Here is an 18,672-nt window from a genome sequence, read left to right on the forward strand (position 1 = left end):
TCAGGGATCCCGCTGCACACGCCACTGCCGGGTGGTCGGCGTGTAGCGGCAGGAGGTGCCGGTGGTGACTGCCGTCCGCAGTTCACCACCGAGCACTGGATCGTGCTCGTTGATCACATCGAGGGCACGTTTGATGGCCTTGCGTACGGCCGTGCGGGCGCGTTCGGGGGAGGACGCGAAACCACGGACTCGTCCGCCCAAACCCATGGCGCGGACGAGTTCGCCCGCCACCGCGTCCCGTTCCGAGCGCAACTGTTCCGCCTTGGCCAGATCGCCGTTCACTTCGGCGTCGTCGATCGCGGTTTCCAGATCACGAACTCGCCGCCGGTACGCGTCAAGCGCGGTGTCGTCGAGCAACTCCTGGCGTCCAGTGAGGACAGCCGAACCGACCAGGTCCACCGCGGCGAGATCCTCGCCGGGGCTTTCCAGCAGGCGGCTGAGGTAGTCCAAGCCGATCAGATCAGGCAGCCGGTACGAGTTGCTGCCTGTTCGTACTGTCCAACCGGAACTCCAGCACAGTTCGGCCGGAGTCGTCGACGGCGCCAGCGTTTCCGCCTGCGCGGTCCACTGTTCGACTCGCGTGGTCATGCCCATGGCATCGGCTTCGGCGAGTGCCTGCGCCAACACGGCCCTGGCACGTTCGAGATCGCCGGGCTTGCCGCGGCAGACAAGGGCTTTGGCCAGTTGAGCGCGGCTGTTGGCCAGCGCGGGCCGGTTGTCGATCCGGACGTTGACCTCGATCGCTTTCTCCAGGAACGCCACTGCGCCAACGGGATCGCCCGTGACGAGCGCCGCGATGCCGAGCGACGTGGCCACCGCGCCAAGGCAACAGACCGCGAGCGACACCATGACCGGCAGATCCTCGAAGGGCCGCAACAACTCCACGACCTCCGCGGCCAGCGCAGCGTCGTTGAGCAGCGCGGCCGCGTCCGCCAGGCCGACCATCGCGGCCAGCCACGTACTGGACTTGGGAATGTTGGCCAGGCCGATCTCCAGCATCGGCGCCAAAGCTGCCCGGGCTTCGGCATACCTGCCGTCCCTGGCAAGGACCATGACGGCCGACGCGCGGAAGCCGTACTCGCCGACCGCCAACGTCGCGGAGGACAGGGTTTGCGTGACCAGATCGGCCAGTTCGGCGTCCCTGCCTTGCAGCCAGCGGATGTCCAGCAGTTGGGCGGCGTAGTAGCCGGTGGTGTCCGCGTCGCCGACTTCGAGGCCCAGCTTCAGGCATTTCCCGGCGGCCACCTCGGCTTCGTCGAACTTGCCTGCCCGGATCAGGCGCATCACGTCCATACAGGCCACGATGAACCCGGTGGACGCGACGCCAAGCGTGGCCGACCGTTGCCGCAGCTCGGTCAGTGAACGCTCGGCGCCCGGATTGCCGAGCAGGTACAGATCCGTTGTGCGCCACAGCAATCCGAACAAGGCGAGGATTCCGTCACCGGCTGCGGAGGCAGCGGCGATTTGCTCCTCGGCGAGTGGCAGGCGCATCTCGGCGTGCTCAGGGCTGAGCAACGCGTGGTGTGTCAACGAAAGCGCGTCAGCCAGGGCGTGCGGGTCGCCGATTTCCCTGGTTCGTTCCATCGCCTGGATGACTTCGGCGACGGCCGCGCCTTCGTACACGGCCTCTGCGGCAAGCCTGACTGACAGCCTGCACCGCAGAGACCGTTGGTACTGCGGCAACATCGCGAGCGCGGCGCGTTGACGGGCAAGGACGTGACCACGGACAGCGGCATTGCGGTGTTCGTGCACCCAGACGCCACCGAGTCCCAGGACCGATCGTGCCAACAACACTGGGTCGCCAGCTCGCTCGGCGGCGTCGGTGGATTCCTCGAACGCCGCCCTGGCGTCGCTGAGACGGCCACACGCGAGCACGGAGTCGGCGTATTCGATCAGTAATTCGGCACGTCCTGGCAGGTCAGGGCTGTGCTGCGCGAGCGTGACCGCTCGGCTGAGCAACTCCGCCGCGCGCTCGTAGGCGTAGCCACGACGCATGGCGTCCGCCGCCGCACGACACGCGCTGATCGCGATTTCCGCGTCTGCGTTGGAGCGCATGGCCGCGACGAGGGCGTGATGCGCTGTGCGTTCCGGGTTGCCGTTGAGGATCGCGGCCGCTTTGGCGTGAGCGTCGAGCAGTTCGTTCGTGTCGAACTGGTCGAGCGCGGCTTCCCTGACCAAGTCGTGGAAACTGCATCCGTTCGGCCTGAGTTCGACGAGGCCTTTGGTTTGCGCCGCGGTCAACGCCTGCAGTACGTCGGCAGGGGAGTGGCCGCTGATGCTCGCGACCTCGCTGACCGAACCGTCCACACCGAGCAGTGCCGCGAACGCGAGAATCCTGCTGTGCTGAGGGTTTAAACGAGTGAAGGCCTCGGCGATGGCATGTTCCAAAGTGGCCGGTCCGGTTCCGGTCCACCCGCGATCCACCGCGCGGGCAAGGTAGAGCGGACTGCCGCCGGTGACCCGCAGCAAAGTCGTGGCCGCCGCGTTGTCAGGACTTGGCTGGCCGTGGGCGTCGAGGAGTGCCGTCACGTCGTTGAGGTCGAAGGGACGCAGCGCGATGGTCGTGGCTCCCGCTTGCAGTTCACCGAGCAACGCTTCGGCTGCGGCGCTGCTTTGGGACGGCGTGTTCCGTCTGGTGAGAACCACGACCAACGGCAACCGATCGAGCGTCGCCGCGAGGAATCGTGTGAGCAGCAACGCACTCTCGTCCGCGTAATGCACGTCATCGATAACGATCATCGTCGGCGTCTTCCCGCGTGACGCCATCAGCAGGTCGCTGACCGCGGCGAAGCGCGCGAACCGTTCCGGGTCAACGTGATCACGACCGGAGTCGGCGGCGAGTAAATCGGCGCCGGCCGGACCGGCCAGTGCGGGAAGGACTGCAGGCCACGGCCATAAAGCGGGCGCGCCACCGTGCGGCCAGCAGCGGCCCCAGATCACTTCGAACCCGTCGCGTTCGGCCTCGGCCGACGCGTGTTCGGAGAACCATGTCTTGCCTACGCCCGCTTCCCCCGCGACCACGACAAGCTGGCGGCGCCCGGCAGCGGCCAACCTTCGCGCTTCGGCGAGGACGGTGAGTTCATGTGTACGACCGACGAATGTGGCGACCATTGGGGCCAAGTTTGCCGTACTCGTCGCAGAACCCAAGGGGCGGTGGTTGCTCGATGTGATCACCAAGAGTGCAGAGCGTCGATCATCGGACGACTGGCTCGGCGACTCGTGCCTCACCAGCCAAACGCCTTGCCCGGGCACGCTTTGCGACCTGAATGGTGATCAACAGGAGTAGTGCGATAGTCCCAATGGACAGTCCAGTTGAGACGCCGACCATCGTGCTGACGGGCAACTGGTACGCCAGGACTGCCCTTACGGTCGCCTCAAGGAGCAGCCCGACGCCCCACACCGCGCTCACCAAACGCATGACTCTTTCATGTTTCTTGTCCAGGTCACCACCGGTCGCCCGGTGATAGGCCAAATAGGCCAACGGTTTGCCGACGACCGTGCTGACGAGGAACGCCGCCCCGATCGTCCCGGTCACCAAGGACGCCTTGAGGATGACGAACTTCGGGTCATTGAACGCGACCGCCGCGATCAGCCCGAGCGCGAAGATCGACAGCATGAAGGCGGAGAAGACGTCGAGGCGCCGGGAGCGGACGGCATCCGCGCCGAGCAACGCGCCGGAGACGAGCGTGCCGCCAAGCAGGGCGACCCAGTCGTTGGCTCCGGCCGCGTGCAGGACGTAGTAGATGGCCACCGGCGGGAGGATGTCCTTCGCCAGGACCGGGATCAGGGTTTTGACTGCTGCGTTCGCCATGATTCGACGCTATGAGCCCCGGCGTGCCCTGGCATCGGCGTTCCGTCACGGGTTCACCCTGACATCCGTCATGCTCAGCCCTCGTGAGTGGTTATCCGTGTTCTAACCCTGATAACCACTCACGAGGTTTTCCTGCGTTTCTGGCCGGCCCAGCCGATGGACGCGACCACGAGGCCGAGTACGCCGATCGCGATACCGCTGACCGGCTGCCATTCCAGCGCCCAGTTCATCAGCTGCCAGTTTCCGCCCCAGACCTGAGTGACCAGTGCCGAGCCGAAACCCTGCACCATTCCGATGATCCCGATGATCTCGAAGGCAATGAACAGTCCCATGTGGTTTCTCTCCCCAGTTGGTCGGTTCTTCTCCGCGGTGACGCTAACACCGTGTACCGGCCGGAAAGGCGATTGTCGTACCAAGGGATGACCCGCAATCGATCCATCGGCTGGCCTCAGGGATGATCAAGGGATCTTCCCTGAGGTGGCGCTCGGCACGGTCATGGTCGGATGGGCGCTCACAACGAAGGCAAGGGGGGATCTATGCCTCGATTGCGGTTGATTGCCGCTGTGTCCACAGTGGCCTTGGCGGTTTCTTTGGTCGTCCCGTCGAGCGCGCAGGCGGCAACCACGCTCGCGTGGGTCGATTGCCCGAAGAAGGGCGATGTGGAACCGCCGAGGGACGTTCGGTGCGCCACACTGAAGGTGCCTGCTGATTGGGTCACCGGGCGCGGTGAGATCACCCTTCAGCTGGCTCGCAAAGAGGCGACTGGCGAGAAGATCGGGACTGTCATCTATCTGCCCGGTGGCCCGGGAGATTCGGCGTCGATCAGTTGATCGGCGGGATGTGGTTGTCCAAGACCGCAGCCGAACGATTCGACACGGTGACCCTCGACCCTAGAGGCACCAACGCCAGCACGCCGGTCACCTGCAACCCCGACGTGATCAATGACGCACCCGATTTCAACCCCGAAACTGGGGGCACGTTGCGTGTGGTCGTGGAATACGGCAGGAATGTGGAAGCCAGCTGCAGTAAGCCGTCCCGTGCGGTGATCGATCACCTTGACAGCCGCCAGGTCGCGCGTGACGTCGAAGCGATCCGTGTCGCCATTGGCGAGCAGCGGGTTTCGCTCTACAGCCGGTCATACGGCACGCTCCCGGCCCAGACATACGCGGAAATGTTCCCGCGCCGAGTGCGGGCCGTGGTTCTGGACAGCGTATTCGACCACAATCTCTCGACCAGGCAGCTCCTGCAGTCGTCCGCGCGTGCGGTTGAGGATGCGTTCAACGCTTTCGCCAAATGGTGTTCCATGACCCAATCCTGTGCGCTGTATGGCAAAGACGCTGGTGCGGTCTTCGACGACCTTTGCCGCAAGGCCGAACGTGGTGAACTGACTGAGCCGAGCAATCCTGCGGCCAAGATCAGTCCGACTGGTTTGTCGTGGCTCACGATGCGTCGGTTCCTGTATCGGCCGGACTGGGCACCGCTCGCTGACCGGCTTGCCAGACTGGCCGGTCTGCTGCCACCTGGTGCTGCGGTTTCGTTCCCGAAGTCGAACGGTTCCTTTCCGTACGCGTCATTCTGCGCGGATCACCGGACCACGTTTTCGTCCGAGTACGAATGGCGCGGGGAATGGGCGCGGATGAAGGCACAGGCGCCACACCTGCGGACGCATATGGTGTGGCAGATCGTCTCGATTTGCGCGGGGTGGCCGATTCCGGCAACGAATCCCCAGCGCAAGCCCAACATCCGTGTTCCGGTGCTGGTGCTCAATTCCCGGTACGACCCGGCGACCCCACATGAATGGGCCGTGAACGTGACTCGGCAGATTCCGCGTAGTGCATTGCTGACCTACGAAGGCGCTGGCCACGGCGTCTATGACCGTACTGCGTGCACATTGGGGATCACAGACCGGTATTTCATCGACTTGGTGCTACCGGCGCCTGGCACGAGTTGCCCAAGCGCCTAGGAACACCACCACACCGAGGGCGATGACCGCGGTCAAGGGCCCGATCTGGTCGACCCATTCGGCAAGCTGCGTCTGCAGTTTGCCAGCGGCGTCCACGATCGGGTCCTCGACCGACCGGTCCGCGTGGAACAGAAGCAGCTCGTAAATGCCGTAGTACGCCACATAAAGGCCGGCCACGATCAGGATCACGCCGCCAATGCGATGCACGAACGGCAAAACGCGCCGCAACTTCGTCGTGAACGCCGACCCAGCGACCGCCACGGACACGGCCAGCACCCCGACGACCGACGTCATGCCCAGCCCATAGGCCACATAAGCCGCAACCCCGGTCCAGATCGAACCCGCCCGAAAGGTCGCGCCCGTCACGGCAAGAAATGGTCCGATCGTGCACGACAGTGACACAACCGCGTAGCCAAGGCCGTAGCCGAACATCGACGGCAACTTGGCCGTCGGTGCGCCCCTGGCCGTCGGTGGCCGGATGCCGAACTCCCGTCCGGCGACCATCAGCCCGCCAACGACGGCCATTGCTAACCCGATCACCACGGTCAACGCAGGCAGGTATGCCTGGATCGACGTGCCTAACGGCGTGATGACCAGACCGAACGTCCCGAAGATAACGAGAAAGCCCAGCGCCATGAACGCCGTCGCGGCCAACGCCCGCAGCACAGACCCGGCCGCGACAAACGTGAGATACGCCGGCAACATCGCGAAGCCGCACGGGTTGACCGCGGCGAGCATGCCCGCGGCCAACGCGACACCGAGAACCTCCACCTACGGCGCCGTCAGCTTGGCGACCCGTTCGTTCAACCCAATCTCGCTGAGCTGCTGTTTGACGAGCTCAATCGTGCCGTCGGCGTAGGCGAACGCGTATGCGGGCTGCTGGGTGATGCCGAACCGGGTCCAGACGGTTCCGTTCACGTCGGCGAGGTGCGTGAAGCCGCTGACCTCGTTCTCCGCGACGAACTTCTTCATCGCGGGCACCTGGTCCTGCGCGCCGACGCCGAGGAAGGTGATCTTGCCCTCGTACTGCTTGGCCAGCGCGCCCATGTGCGGCGCCTCGCCTTGGCAACGCGGGCACCACGGCGTCCAGAACCAGATCACCGCGGGCTTACCGGCAAGGGTGGCACCATCGAAATCCTTGTCGTCAAGGGTCTTGGCGGTGAACTGGAATTTCGGCTGTGCCGGTGTCTTGGCAGCTGGCGGCGCTTCGGCAGCGCAGCCGGTCAACACCAGCAGAACGGCGACAAGCAGGGCCTTCATACCCGAGATCCTCGCCCATGAAGCCACCCCTTGGGGACAACTGATGAGCCTCGGACATAGGGTGACGCCATGTCGAAGGGCCACAGGGCGCGCGGCGGCCGTCGCGACGTGCGTTTCGGCATGGCCGAACTGATCCGTGACCTGGACCGCCCGGACGGCTGGTTGCTGAGCGTCGACGGGGTCGCGCAGTCATACGTGGACCTGGACGACCCGACCCACCTGGAGTTCGACTACGTCCGGCGAATCGGCGACGTGATCGACTGCTTGCCCGCAGGGCCCCTGAACACCGTGCACATTGGTGGCGGTGCGTGCACGTTGCCCCGCTATGTCGCGGCGACCAGGCCGGGGTCACGTCAGCTTGTGCTTGATCCGGACGAAGAGTTGATCGACCTGGTTCGTGAGCGGTTGGACCTGCGTAGCGTGCCTTCGCTGCGGGTGCGGATCGCCGATGGCCGGGAAGGCCTTGCGACTCGGAACGCGGAGTCGGCTGACTTGATCGTGCTGGACGCTTTCGTGTCGGCTGAGATGGCCAGCGGGATGGCGACGGTCGAGTTCGTCCGGGATGTTCGGCGGGTGCTGCGGCCTCACGGGACTTACTTGGTGAACGTGACCGACGGGCCTGGATGGCAGTTTGCCCGTCGGGTGGTGGCCACCGTGGCCGAGGTGTTCGGCTCGATGCTGTTGCTGGCTGATCCCGGCGTGATGCGGGGTCGTCGGTTCGGCAATCTCGTGGTGGCCGCGTCCGGGGAGGCTTTGCCCGAGGCTGAGCTGGCACGTCGGGCGGCGTCGGCCGTGTTTCCGGCCCGGTTGGTCACGGGCGCGAAGCTCAGCGACTTCTATCGCGGGTCGAAGGTGATCACGGACGCCGAGGAACTCGCCGCGCCCACTCCACCCGAAACAGCCTTCAGCTAGCCCGCCACCCTCGAAGACGCCTCCTTACTCTCCTGAGCCCTCGCCGCGACTGCATCTAGTACTACGAACACGATTAAATAGTTTGTGACGAAAAGACGACGAACCGCACCGAGCGGGCGCCCTGGCTCCTGGAGCCAGGGCGCCCACTGTCCACCTAGGTCACGGAATGCACTCCTCAGAGAACGAGTACACGTGACTGAACATCATGTGGTGATGCTCCGGATCCTGTTCCCGAGCCGGAAGTGCTGCGGCCCAACGCTTCCACAGCCCACCCTCGCCAATGAACCGGTCAGCCTCGCGAGTTCCCAGCCGGGCATCGAGATGCATCAACGCACCCATTGCCCACGTCTGGTCATACCGGCAAGCGGATTGTGGCAGAAAGTGGCTCAGATAGGCGACAAGCCGCCAAGCATCCTCCCGCCCCGAAAACCGGGCAAGCGCGAGACAAAACCCTTGCCCCGCATAGGTCATCTCGCTGGCGAGCAGCTTTTCCCCAATACGGTCCCGATATTGCGTGCGATGCGACAGCCCCGCCAGCCACGCGGCTGTGATCTGATCCCGCCAGTCCGAGTCGAACAGCATGTCGAGTTGGCCGTTGGTGATGCTCTGCGCGTCCGCTGCGATGGCTCGGGTGAACTCGGCGCGCTCGTCGCCTCTCAACCCCACCACGTTGCCGTGCAGGAGTTTGACATAGCGAGAGCGGTCCACAGGCGACATGGGGACATCCTGACGCGGGACGCCCGATCATGTGGGGCGAATGGGTGAAAATCCCACACAACGTGTGTGCGTTCGCGAATTGTGGGTAGTCCATGGTCGAGGTGGTGATAACGATGCGTGTACGTCGCATAACCGCAGCGATCGCGAGTGTCCCGCTTGGACTGGCGCTCACCGTGGGATTCGCTGGTGAAGCACAAGCCGCGTCGACGCCATGTGGTCCAGCCGCGAAAGCTTGCCTTGATCTTTCGGCGAACAAGGCGTGGCTGACCAACAACGGCGCGGTCACCTACGGGCCGGTTCCGGTCACGCATGGCAAGCCAGGATGGGAGACGCCCCCTGGAACGTTCAAGGTGACCCGGAAGAACAAGCACCATCGCAGTAGTCAGTTCAACAACGCGCCGATGCCGTATTCCGTGTTCTTCAACGGTGGAATCGCCTTCCACCAAGGAAGTCTGAGTGAGAAGTCGCACGGGTGCATCCACTTGTCCAAGGCTGCTGCCGCGAAGTTCTTCGCCACGTTGAAGATCGGCGATCAGGTCCAAGTGGTCCGATGACCGGAGGCAAAGGCTGCGGTTGATCGAGTGTCGTTGGCGTCGGGTTCGATGATCGAGCCCGACGCCGTCGGCATGTGACTCGATGGCAGAAGCGAGTGGTGTGGTGTATGTCGAGCGATCGAGCCAAACGCAGCGGCCCCTTGAGGTCTGGTGCTAGTGGAGTTTGGTCGAGTGCCAATGGCCCGTTTCGAGGTGTGGTGTCCTCGATGGCCAGAGTGTCGGAGGTGTCATCGATCAAGCTGATGTTTCAACTTGGCCTGTAACCGAAGAGAGTCTTGTTTTGACGTAAGGCGAGGCTTACCTTGGCGTGGATAGCCTTAACTTACCTGGTGGGGGCAGGTGGTAAGCCAAGGAGGAGCCGTTGGCACCCCGCCGGAGCATCGCAGTACTACTGGCCATCGCGTTGGTCTCACCAGCGGCATGTTCGGACACCGACGACACGCTGGTCATCTATTCCGGCCGCAACAAGGAACTTGTCGGCGGGATTCTGGAACAGCTCAAGCAAACCATCGGCGGCAACGTCGAAGTACGCTACGGCGGCAGCGCCGAGATGGCCGCGCAGATCCTCGAAGAAGGCGACGGTACACAGGCCGACGTCTTCTTCTCGCAGGACGCGGGCGCCCTCGGCGCACTGACCGAGCAAGGCAAACTGGCCGTGCTCCCACCGGATGTTCTTGGCTTGGTGCCGGAAAAGTACCGGGCCGACAACGGCACATGGGTGGCGACCTCGGCACGATCAAGAGTCGTCGCCTACGACCCCGGGCAGGTGACCGAACTTCCGGCGAACGCCGATGCGATTCTGGATCCCAAGTGGCGTGGCAAAGTTGGTTATGCCCCAACGAATGCGTCCTGGCAGGCATTCGTCACCGGGTTGCGGGTCATCCGGGGTGAAGAGGGTGCCAAACAGTGGCTCGCCGCGTTCAAAGCCAACGAACCCAAGCGGTTCGAGAACAACATCGCGATCCTCGACGCCGTCGACAAAGGACAGCTGGCTCTCGGGTTGATCAACCACTACTACTGGTACGCCCGAGTGGCCGAGCGAGGCGCCGACACTGTCAAAGCCAAACTGCACTTCGTCGGCGGCGGTGATCCACTTGGTCTGGTGAATGTCGCGGGCGTCGGCGTGGTGAACGGCAGCGCGCAGAACGATGCCGCCATCAAAGCAGTCCGGTTCCTGGTGTCGGATCAAGCTCAGCGCTACTTCGCTGACCAGACCGCGGAGTATCCGGCGAACCCGGATGTTCCACCGGGTAAGCACCAATTGCCGCCGCTAGGGTCGCTCCACGGGCCCGACATCGACCTCTCCAAGCTGTCGTCCTTGCAGCGAACGCTGTCCGTGCTGCAGGAGGTGGGTCTGTCCTGATCGGACTGAGCCGCGTGCGCAGTGATGCGCCGGTACTGAGCGCGGCGGCCGTCATCGCTGCGGTCGCCGCGCTGACTCCCTTGGCCTACTTGGCCGTCCGCTCCTTTGAGCGCGGATTCGACACGGTCTGGCAAGTGCTGTGGCGTGATCGCACGGTCGAGTTGGCCTTACGTAGCCTCGCATTGGCAGGCGCGGTCACGGCGGCGTGCGTTGTGCTCGGAGTGCTGGGCGCATGGCTGCTCGTTCGCAGTGACATTCCGGCGCGACGCATAGTTGCGGTCTTGCTCGTGCTGCCGTTGGCCGTTCCTTCCTATGTCTCGGCATTCACCTGGATCGCTGACGTGCCATGGCTTTCTGGGTTCAGTGGGGCGTTTCTGGTCCTGACGCTTGTGTCCTTTCCGTACGTTCTGCTGCCCGTGGCGGCGTCATTGCGGTCGGCGGATCCAGCGATGGAGGAAGTGGCCAGGTCCCTTGGTAAAACGCGATGGCAAACGTTTGTTCTGGTGACATTGCGGCAGATCCGACCGGCCGCGACAGCCGGTGGGCTGCTGGTTGCCTTGTATGCCTTGAGCGACTTCGGGGCCGTGTCACTGATGCGGTACGAGGCGTTCACGATGGGTATCTACACCAGTTACCGTGCGACATTCGACCGTACTCCGGCGGCCATTCTCGGCTGTGTACTGGTGGTCTTGGCGCTGATCCTCACCGTCGGCGAGCGCAAGGCCAGGGGAGCGTGGGCAGCCAGGTCCTCGAAGAACGCTGGCCGGACGGTAACCGTTGTGCCACTGGGTAAAGCGCGCGGCACGGCGATGTTCGCGGTCGTCGTGCTGGTGATCCTGTCGCTGGGTGTGCCGGTCTTCAGTCTTGTTCGGTGGCTGGTCATCGGTAGTTCGGCGGATCTGGCCGGGCTGTGGTCGGCAACCTGGGGCACAGTGACGGTCTCCGCGCTGGGTGCGTTGTTCGCGGTGATCTTGGCAGTTCCGGTTGGCGTGTACGTGGTCCGGCACAGTGGTCGGCTGGCCAAGGGAGTGGAGCTTGCGAGCTTCGCCGGGCACGCCTTGCCGGGGATCACGGTCGGCCTAGCGCTTGTTTTCTTCGCTGTGCGGTTCGTGCCAGGGCTCTATCAACGGACCCCGATGCTGGCTTTCGCCTATGCGGTCCTGTTCCTGCCCTTGGCGGTTTCCGCGGTACGGACCGCTGTCGCGAACGCGCCACCCGTGTTGGAGGATGTCTCGCGTTCGCTTGGCAAAGGCCGGGCCGCGACTCGGATGCTGGTCACGATCCCGCTCGCGGTGCCTGGTGTGCTGACTGGTGCCGCACTTGTGTTTTTGACTTGTGCCAAGGAACTTCCTGCCACGCTGATGCTCAGACCAACTGGTACGGACACATTGGCCACCGAGTTGTGGAGCAAGACCGACATCTCGGCCTTCGCCGCGGCGGCGCCGTACGCGGCCGTCTGCTCGTGGTGGCGGCGATTCCCGCGTTGATACTTGACCGATTCCTCCACAAAGGAGGGGTGAGATGACCGGGTTGATCGTCAAGGGATTGGTCGCCGGTTACGACGAACCGGTCCTTCGTGGACTCGACCTCGTCGTTCCCGAGGGTGCCTTGGTGGCCGTGTTAGGGCCATCTGGTTGTGGCAAAACAACCTTGCTGAGAGTGGTCGCTGGTCTGCATGCGCCTGTTTCGGGACGGATCGAGCTCAACGGCCGCGACTTGGCGGGTATTCCACCGGAACGTCGTGGGATCGGGATCGTGCCCCAAGAAGGCGCTTTGTTCCCGCATCTGAACGTCACCAAGAACGTCGCTTTCGGACTCGACAGGGACGATCGGCGCAATGGCCGAGTCAGTGAACTCCTGGATCTCGTGGGGTTGGGCGACTTCGGCAACCGTATGCCAAGCGAACTGTCAGGTGGGCAGCAGCAACGTGTCGCGCTGGCACGTGCCCTCGCGCCCAAACCCGGTGTCATCCTGATGGACGAGCCCTTCTCGTCACTCGACGCGGGACTGCGAGACGAGCTGCGCAGTGACGTCCGGGCGGCCCTCAGGGCGACGGGCGCAACGGCCCTGCTCGTCACACATGATCAGGAAGAAGCGCTGGGCATCGCCGATCTGGTGGCCGTACTGCGTGCCGGAGTGGTGGCGCAACTCGGTACACCGCAAGAGATCTATGCCTCGCCTGCGAATCTCGGGGTGGCGTTGTTCGTCGGCGAGGCCGTGACATTTCCTGCCACTGTCATACGGGGATCGGTGGACACGCCGTTGGGCAGGTTCGAGGTGAAAGGCCAAGGCGAAGGGAAGGTCCTTATTAGACCAGAGCAATTGAGCCTTGGCACGGGAATCGAAGCGACCGTGGTCGATGTCCGATTCCATGGGCACGACGCGACTGTGTTGTTGCGGTTACGCGATGGCACGCGGGTGCGTTCCAGAGTTCTTGGCACGCACCTCAAACCGGGGGAGAACACTGCGGTGACCGTACGGGGGCCGGTGCTGTTCTTCCCTGGGAAAGGGCCATGAGTCAGACAATCGAGACCGTTGGTGCACTGTTCGATCTAGACAGACACGGACATCGACTCGCCGTCGTGACACCGGACGGCACTGAATTGTCCTATCGCGACCTGGCCGACCGAGTGTCCGAAGTGGTCGACGAACTTGGCCCGGATCGGCGACTTCTTTACGTCACAGCGAAGAACGACCTCGATTCCCTGGTGACCTATTTGGCCGGTTTGCAAGGTGGTCACGTAGTCCTGCTGGCAGCGGATGACAGCCTGCGGACGGTGTACGACCCGGAGATGGTTCACGACCTGCACCCGGATCTCGCGTTGCTGCTGTCCACATCGGGATCGACCGGTTCGCCGAAGCTGGTCCGGCTTTCCATGGCGAACCTGCGGGCGAACGCCGAAAGCATCGCCAAGTACCTCGACATCAGGGACACTGACCGGGCATCCGCGACGTTGCCGATGCACTACTGCTACGGCCTGTCGGTGATCAACAGCAATCTGTTGTCTGGCGCCGGTTTGCTACTGAGTCACAAGTCCGTCGTGGACAGTGAATTTTGGACGGAGTTCCACCGGCACGGCGGCACGAGCCTGCACGGCGTCCCGTACACGTTCGAGCTGCTGGATGAACTCGGGTTCGACCAGATGGACTTACCCAGCCTGCGGTACATCACTCAGGCGGGCGGCAGGCTCGAGCCGGCTGAAGTCCGGCGTTACGCCAACCTCGGCAAGCAACGCGGATGGCGATTTTTCGTCATGTACGGCCAGACCGAAGCCACGGCACGGATGGCGTACCTACCGCCTGAACTGGCCGTCGAGAACTCGGCGGCCGTCGGTGTGCCGATCCCGGGTGGATCGTTCGACCTTGCAGAGGATGGCGAACTGATCTACCGCGGCCCCAACGTGATGCTCGGATATGCCGAGAACCCGGCGGATCTGGCATTGGGACGGACCGTCGACGCGTTGCCGACCGGCGACATCGCCCGCCGTGACGAGACAGGACTGTACGAGATCGTCGGCCGGAAAAGCCGGTTCGCCAAGATGTTCGGACTGCGGATCGACCTGCGGAACATCGAAAAACTACTGGCCGACAACGGATTCCAAGCCGCTGGCACGGCCTCCGGCGATTCACTGGCTATCGCCATAATCGAAGAAGACAGTGAGCGCGCGCACGAAATTGTCCACGCTCGAACGGGTCTGCCACCGAGCAGTATCCAGGTGGTCCAAGTGGAGCGATTTCCCAGGTTGCCCAACGGAAAGATCGACTATCAGGCAATCGGTGGCATGGCGACGGATCGGTCGGTCAGAGAACGGACCGTACGCGAGGCGTTCGCCCGAGTTCTCGGTCGCCGCGATATCGCCGACGATGCCTCATTCGTGAGCCTCGGCGGCGATTCACTGTCGCACGTGAGAATGTCAATCGAGCTGGAACGCGTCCTCGGCCGGGCGCCGCACGGCTGGCACACCATGCCGGTCAAAAGGCTGGAAACGCTACGCCAAGGACGTCATGTCGGAGGCACGGTCGAGACCGACATCCTGTTGCGCGCCTTGGCAATCATCCTGATCGTCGGCACGCATGTCGGGCTGTTCGCCATCATGGGCGGTGCGCACGTTCTGCTGGTGATCGCGGGCTGGAGTTTCGCCAGATTCACCCTGTCACACGATCGCCCGAGCGGCACGCTTCTGCGCAGTGCGACCAGGATCGCGGTGCCGTCGATGCTGTGGATCACCTACCGGCTGTTCGTGTCGGACAATGTCACGCTGGCGAATGTGTTCCTGGTCAACAACTATCTGGCCGTCGGATCGCAGGTGTACTGGTTCGTCGAAGTCCTGGTGCAGACGCTGCTTTTGCTCGCGATTGTTTTCGCGATCCCGGGCGTCGCGCAGTTCGAACGGCGGCACAGATTCGGCTTCGCGGCCACCGGACTGTGCGCGGCGCTTGGTCTGCTTGTTCTGCTGGAGTCCAACAGGCTCTTTCCCGAATGGGGATTCACCACGCACGGCGTGTTGTGGTTCTTCATGCTCGGCTGGCTCGCGCAACGCGCGACCACAGGTGTCCGGAAAGGCGTCGTGCTTGGCGTGAGCCTGTTGCTGATTCCGGATTTCCTTGTCGATCCGGTTCGCGCGATCGTCGTGATCGGCGGCGTGCTCACGTTGCTGGTCGTACAACGGTTGACGGTCCCGAAACTGTTGGCACGACTGGTTGCCGTGCTCGCGGGCGCGTCGCTGTACGTCTACCTCACGCATTACGCGGTCTATCTGACTCTGTTGCCGTTCCTGCCGCCTTTTCCCGTTGTCGTGATCACGCTCGCGGTCGGGATCGTCGCTTGGCGTATTGCCGAGTGGGTCCGATGTGGATGGCGGAGGTCCGGTGCTTACACTTCCTGAGGACTTAGGCTTGGCTTACCTGATTTCAGTGAGGTGGCGGTGGGTGGACGGCGGCGGGTGCTGGTGCTTGTCGGCGCCAGTGTGCTGGCGATACTGGCGATTTTCGCCAGCCTTGCCGTCGGCAGTCTCGGCATCCCGCTCGGCGAGGTGTGGCGGGCCCTGGTCAGCCCGGACGGCTCGGCCAACAGCCTGATCGTCCAGACCCAGCGCATCCCGCGAACCGTGCTCGGCGTGGCTGCCGGGGTCGCGCTGGCGGTCGCGGGCCTGCTCATGCAGAGCCTGACCCGCAACCCGCTCGCCGATCCGCGGATCATGGGCGTGAGCTCGGGGGCGTCACTCGGTGTGGTGATCGCGATCTTCGTGTTCGGGGTCGACGCGCTGCCCGGGTTTGTCTGGTTCGGCATCTTCGGGGCCTTCGCGACCGGCTTGCTCGTGTTCAGCGTCGCCGCCAGGACCCGCACCGGATCGAGCCCGGTCACGCTCGCGCTGGTCGGCGCCGCGATCGACGCGTCATTCAGCGCGGTGGTGATCGCGATCCTCACGCTGGACGCGCAGACGTTCGAGCAGTACCGCTACTGGGTGATTGGGTCGTTGACTGGGCGGCCCGCAGAGGTTTCGTTCACCGTCCTGCCGTTCATCCTGGTCGGCCTGCTGCTCGCGCTGATCTCGGCACGCGGCCTCGACGCGCTCGCGCTGGGTGAGGACGTCGCGGTTGGCCTGGGTCAGCGCGTCGCGGTGACTCGGTTCGCGGCGGGTGCTGGGTCGGTGCTGCTGACGGGCGCGGCGGTGGCCGCGGCGGGGCCGATCGGGTTCGTCGGGCTGGCCGTGCCGCATTTCGCTCGTAACCTCGTCGGCAACGATCACCGGTGGATGCTCGCGGTCTCTGTGCCGCTGGGCGTGGCGTTCCTGCTGGGTGCGGACGTGATCGGCCGCGTGATCGTGTTGCCGGACGAGATCCGCGCGGGCGTGATCACGGCCGTGCTCGGCGCGCCGATCCTGCTGTTCCTGGTCCGTCGGCCTCGGTTGGTGACGGCGTGACGCGGCTCGTTGTGCGGCCCGCTCCGGCCGTCTCGTTCACGCTTCACCGGCGCGGTGTCATCACAGGTGTCGCGCTTGTTGCCGCTCTCGTTGTCGCTGTGCTCGCGTCGCTGAGCATCGGTTCGACGTTCGTCGAGCCTGGTGATGTCGTGCGCGCGCTGTTCGACATCCCGACGTGGGCCGAGAAGGTCGTCGAGTTGCGCACGCCACGGATCGTGCTCGCGATGGTCATCGGCGCCGCGTTGGGACTGGCCGGTGCGTTGCTGCAGGGCGTCAGCCGTAACCCGCTGGCCAGCCCGGACGTCATCGGTATCTCTCAGGGCGCGGGTCTGATGGCCACGATCGTGATCGTGGCGGGCGCGCCGATCGCCGTCTTGCCGCCGTTGGCGCTGCTGGGCGGTCTGGGTGCCGCCGCGATCGTGCTGCTGTTCGGTTCCGTACGCGCGAACCGCTTTGTGCTGGCCGGAATCGCGGTCGCGGTCGCGTTGAAGGCGTTGACCGAGGTCGTGATCATCGGCGCGGCCCCGGTTGACGGGCAACGCGCACAGGTCTGGCTCGTCGGGACGCTCGCGGGTTGGGGCTACGACGAAGCGTTGGTCGTCGCGCTCGTCATTCTTGTATTGACGCCAGTGCTGTTCTGGGCCGGTCGTGCGTTGGACACATCAGCGTTGTCAGATGACGTCGCGCTCGCGATCGGCGTGCGGGTTGGCCCTCGTCGCCTGGTCATGGCGCTGTCGGGGGTTGTGCTCGCGGCCGTGGCGACATCGCAGGTCGGGTCCGTGGACTTCGTCGCCCTCGCCGCGCCACAAATCGCGCGCAGGCTCGCCAAGGCCGAACGTCCACCGTTGTTTTGCGCCGCACTGACCGGCGCGTTGCTGACGGTCATCGCCGACACCGCCGCGCGGACCGTATTCGCTCCCACCCAACTTCCAGTCGGTGTGCTGACCGCCGCGTTCGGCGGCGTGTACCTCGTCTGGTTGCTAGTGCGCCGCAAGCGCTGAAGGAAAGGAACACCCCATGCGGAAGATCGCGACGCTGCTCGCCGCCGCGTTCGTGCTGAGCGCGTGCGGGACGGGCACGACGCCGCCAGGCGGCGCGCCCGCTGCAGAATCCGGCCAGACCCGGACGATCAAGCACGCCATGGGCGAGACCCAGGTGCCTGCGTCGCCGCAGCGTGTGGTCGTGCTCGACACCGACAAGCTCGACAGCATGTTCAGCCTCGGCATGACACCGGTCGGTGCGGCACAGGCCGCGCAGAACGCGACGATCCCGAAGTACCTCGGCGCGGGTTTCCAGTCGGTCAAGCCGGTCGGCACCCTGCAGGAACCGGACCTCGACGCGATCAGGGCGCTGAAGCCGGACCTGATCCTCGGCTCGAAGTTCCGCCAGGAGAAGTTCTACGACGAGCTCGCCACGATCGCCCCGACGGTGTTCACTGACCGCGTCGGTATCACCTGGAAAGAGAACTTCCTGCTCGACGCGGACGCGTTGAACAAGAAGACCGAGGCACAGGCGTTGCTGGACAAGTACACCCAGCGCGCCGCCGGGCTGAAGCGCACAACGCAGAAGGTCTCGATCGTGCGTTTCCGGCCGGACGAGATCCGGGTCTACGGGCCGGAATCGTTCTGCGGCATCGTGTTGAAGGACGCCGGAGTGCCAAGGACCCAGCGCCAGGAGCTGGCTGACAAGTCCGACAAGCGTTTCGACGCGGTGTCGCCCGAGCGGATCCAGGAAGTCGACGGCGACGTCATCTTCGTCTCGGCCTTCGGTGAAAAAGCCGCGCAGAAGCAGGCAGAAACGACCGCCGGTCCACTGTGGAAGACGCTGTCCGCGGTGGCCGCGGGCCGGGTGTACGTGGTCGACGACGAGGTCTGGATGACCGGCATCGGCGTGGCCTCGGCAAACAAGATCCTCGACGACCTCGAGAAGCACCTGACGGCCTAACCCCACCGGCGTGTCCACCTTTGCTGCACGAGGAAATACACGTTCCGGAACACTGAAATGCCCGGTGGACGAGGCCACTGGGCATTTCAGTGTCCGCAACGGTGGACACGGTGTGCTGGAACGGTGGACACGGTGTGCTGGAACGGTGGACACGGTGTGCTGGAACGGTGGACACGGTGTGCTGGAACGGTGGACACGGTGTGCTGGAACGGTGGACACGGTGT

The 18,672-nt window shown here is 64.4% G+C and carries 17 protein-coding genes; 11 read left to right on the top strand and 6 right to left on the bottom strand.

Features of this window, described 5'->3' with window-relative positions:
- The 3 genes from LWC34_RS56455 to LWC34_RS56465 form a co-directional block, all read right to left on the bottom strand.
- Window positions 1-3,111, bottom strand: a complete 3,111-nt coding sequence (locus tag LWC34_RS56455; RefSeq protein ID WP_233735209.1) for an ATP-binding protein — start codon at window positions 3,109-3,111, stop codon at window positions 1-3.
- 82 nt (window positions 3,112-3,193) lie between these two features.
- A complete protein-coding gene (locus LWC34_RS56460; protein ID WP_233735211.1) occupies window positions 3,194-3,811 on the bottom strand; it encodes a VC0807 family protein in 618 nt (205 codons plus the stop codon).
- 119 nt (window positions 3,812-3,930) lie between these two features.
- Window positions 3,931-4,143, bottom strand: a complete 213-nt coding sequence (locus tag LWC34_RS56465) for a hypothetical protein (RefSeq protein ID WP_233735213.1) — start codon at window positions 4,141-4,143, stop codon at window positions 3,931-3,933.
- A gap of 204 nt (window positions 4,144-4,347) precedes the next feature.
- Between LWC34_RS56465 and LWC34_RS56470 the strand changes: the two genes are divergently transcribed.
- Together LWC34_RS56470 and LWC34_RS56475 are read left to right on the top strand one after the other, a co-directional pair.
- Window positions 4,348-4,641, top strand: a complete 294-nt coding sequence (locus LWC34_RS56470; protein WP_233735215.1) for a hypothetical protein — start codon at window positions 4,348-4,350, stop codon at window positions 4,639-4,641.
- Between the two features lie 14 nt (window positions 4,642-4,655).
- Complete coding sequence (locus LWC34_RS56475) at window positions 4,656-5,774, top strand: alpha/beta hydrolase (protein ID WP_233735217.1); 1,119 nt, start codon at window positions 4,656-4,658, stop codon at window positions 5,772-5,774.
- On the opposite strand, the gene LWC34_RS56480 is transcribed toward LWC34_RS56475, so the two are convergent.
- Window positions 5,739-6,545, bottom strand: a complete 807-nt coding sequence (locus LWC34_RS56480) for a cytochrome c biogenesis CcdA family protein (RefSeq protein WP_233735219.1) — start codon at window positions 6,543-6,545, stop codon at window positions 5,739-5,741. The genes LWC34_RS56475 and LWC34_RS56480 overlap by 36 nt on opposite strands.
- On the bottom strand, window positions 6,546-7,034 hold the full coding sequence (locus tag LWC34_RS56485; protein ID WP_233735221.1) for a redoxin domain-containing protein: 489 nt from the start codon (window positions 7,032-7,034) through the stop codon (window positions 6,546-6,548). It lies immediately after the preceding gene.
- 69 nt (window positions 7,035-7,103) lie between these two features.
- Between LWC34_RS56485 and LWC34_RS56490 the strand changes: the two genes are divergently transcribed.
- Window positions 7,104-7,946, top strand: a complete 843-nt coding sequence (locus LWC34_RS56490) for a spermidine synthase (protein WP_233735223.1) — start codon at window positions 7,104-7,106, stop codon at window positions 7,944-7,946.
- A gap of 159 nt (window positions 7,947-8,105) precedes the next feature.
- On the opposite strand, the gene LWC34_RS56495 is transcribed toward LWC34_RS56490, so the two are convergent.
- Window positions 8,106-8,663 carry a DUF6000 family protein gene (locus tag LWC34_RS56495; protein ID WP_233735225.1) on the bottom strand — a complete coding sequence of 186 codons (558 nt, stop codon included), beginning with the start codon at window positions 8,661-8,663 and terminating at the stop codon, window positions 8,106-8,108.
- A 113-nt stretch (window positions 8,664-8,776) separates the two neighbouring features.
- Here LWC34_RS56495 and LWC34_RS56500 point away from each other — a divergent pair, with 113 nt between their 5' ends.
- The 8 genes from LWC34_RS56500 (at window position 8,777) to LWC34_RS56535 (ending at window position 18,448) form a co-directional block, all read left to right on the top strand.
- Window positions 8,777-9,217, top strand: a complete 441-nt coding sequence (locus LWC34_RS56500; RefSeq protein WP_233735227.1) for a L,D-transpeptidase — start codon at window positions 8,777-8,779, stop codon at window positions 9,215-9,217.
- A 361-nt stretch (window positions 9,218-9,578) separates the two neighbouring features.
- A complete protein-coding gene (locus tag LWC34_RS56505; protein ID WP_233735229.1) occupies window positions 9,579-10,580 on the top strand; it encodes an extracellular solute-binding protein in 1,002 nt (333 codons plus the stop codon).
- Window positions 10,581-10,594: 14 nt separating this feature from the next.
- Window positions 10,595-12,067: an ABC transporter permease gene (locus LWC34_RS56510; RefSeq protein ID WP_233735231.1), complete on the top strand. Its 1,473-nt coding sequence runs from the start codon at window positions 10,595-10,597 to the stop codon at window positions 12,065-12,067.
- 34 nt (window positions 12,068-12,101) lie between these two features.
- Window positions 12,102-13,097 (top strand): ABC transporter ATP-binding protein, encoded by a 996-nt coding sequence (locus LWC34_RS56515; RefSeq protein WP_233735233.1) that lies wholly within the window; start codon window positions 12,102-12,104, stop codon window positions 13,095-13,097.
- A complete protein-coding gene (locus LWC34_RS56520) occupies window positions 13,094-15,466 on the top strand; it encodes an AMP-binding protein (protein WP_233735234.1) in 2,373 nt (790 codons plus the stop codon). The genes LWC34_RS56515 and LWC34_RS56520 overlap by 4 nt, the downstream gene beginning before the upstream one ends.
- 39 nt (window positions 15,467-15,505) lie before the next feature.
- A complete protein-coding gene (locus LWC34_RS56525; protein ID WP_233735235.1) occupies window positions 15,506-16,504 on the top strand; it encodes a FecCD family ABC transporter permease in 999 nt (332 codons plus the stop codon).
- Window positions 16,501-17,505: a FecCD family ABC transporter permease gene (locus LWC34_RS56530; RefSeq protein WP_233735237.1), complete on the top strand. Its 1,005-nt coding sequence runs from the start codon at window positions 16,501-16,503 to the stop codon at window positions 17,503-17,505. The genes LWC34_RS56525 and LWC34_RS56530 overlap by 4 nt, the downstream gene beginning before the upstream one ends.
- A 16-nt stretch (window positions 17,506-17,521) precedes the next feature.
- Window positions 17,522-18,448 (top strand): ABC transporter substrate-binding protein, encoded by a 927-nt coding sequence (locus LWC34_RS56535; RefSeq protein ID WP_233735239.1) that lies wholly within the window; start codon window positions 17,522-17,524, stop codon window positions 18,446-18,448.
- Window positions 18,449-18,672: the final 224 nt, after the last annotated feature.

Origin of the sequence: Kibdelosporangium philippinense, assembly GCF_021390435.2 — a bacterium.
GTDB lineage: Bacteria > Actinomycetota > Actinomycetes > Mycobacteriales > Pseudonocardiaceae > Kibdelosporangium > Kibdelosporangium philippinense.

Bases quoted from the DNA above. Each gene is read 5' to 3' on its own strand.
- LWC34_RS56455 (WP_233735209.1), bottom strand. From the start codon at position 3,111: ATGGTCGCCACATTCGTCGGTCGTACACATGAACTCACCGTCCTCGCC.
- LWC34_RS56460 (WP_233735211.1), bottom strand. From the start codon at position 3,811: ATGGCGAACGCAGCAGTCAAAACCCTGATCCCGGTCCTGGCGAAGGAC.
- LWC34_RS56465 (WP_233735213.1), bottom strand. From the start codon at position 4,143: ATGGGACTGTTCATTGCCTTCGAGATCATCGGGATCATCGGAATGGTG.
- LWC34_RS56470 (WP_233735215.1), top strand. From the start codon at position 4,348: ATGCCTCGATTGCGGTTGATTGCCGCTGTGTCCACAGTGGCCTTGGCG.
- LWC34_RS56485 (WP_233735221.1), bottom strand. From the start codon at position 7,034: ATGAAGGCCCTGCTTGTCGCCGTTCTGCTGGTGTTGACCGGCTGCGCT.
- LWC34_RS56490 (WP_233735223.1), top strand. From the start codon at position 7,104: ATGTCGAAGGGCCACAGGGCGCGCGGCGGCCGTCGCGACGTGCGTTTC.
- LWC34_RS56495 (WP_233735225.1), bottom strand. From the start codon at position 8,663: ATGTCGCCTGTGGACCGCTCTCGCTATGTCAAACTCCTGCACGGCAAC.
- LWC34_RS56500 (WP_233735227.1), top strand. From the start codon at position 8,777: ATGCGTGTACGTCGCATAACCGCAGCGATCGCGAGTGTCCCGCTTGGA.
- LWC34_RS56515 (WP_233735233.1), top strand. From the start codon at position 12,102: ATGACCGGGTTGATCGTCAAGGGATTGGTCGCCGGTTACGACGAACCG.
- LWC34_RS56520 (WP_233735234.1), top strand. From the start codon at position 13,094: ATGAGTCAGACAATCGAGACCGTTGGTGCACTGTTCGATCTAGACAGA.
- LWC34_RS56535 (WP_233735239.1), top strand. From the start codon at position 17,522: ATGCGGAAGATCGCGACGCTGCTCGCCGCCGCGTTCGTGCTGAGCGCG.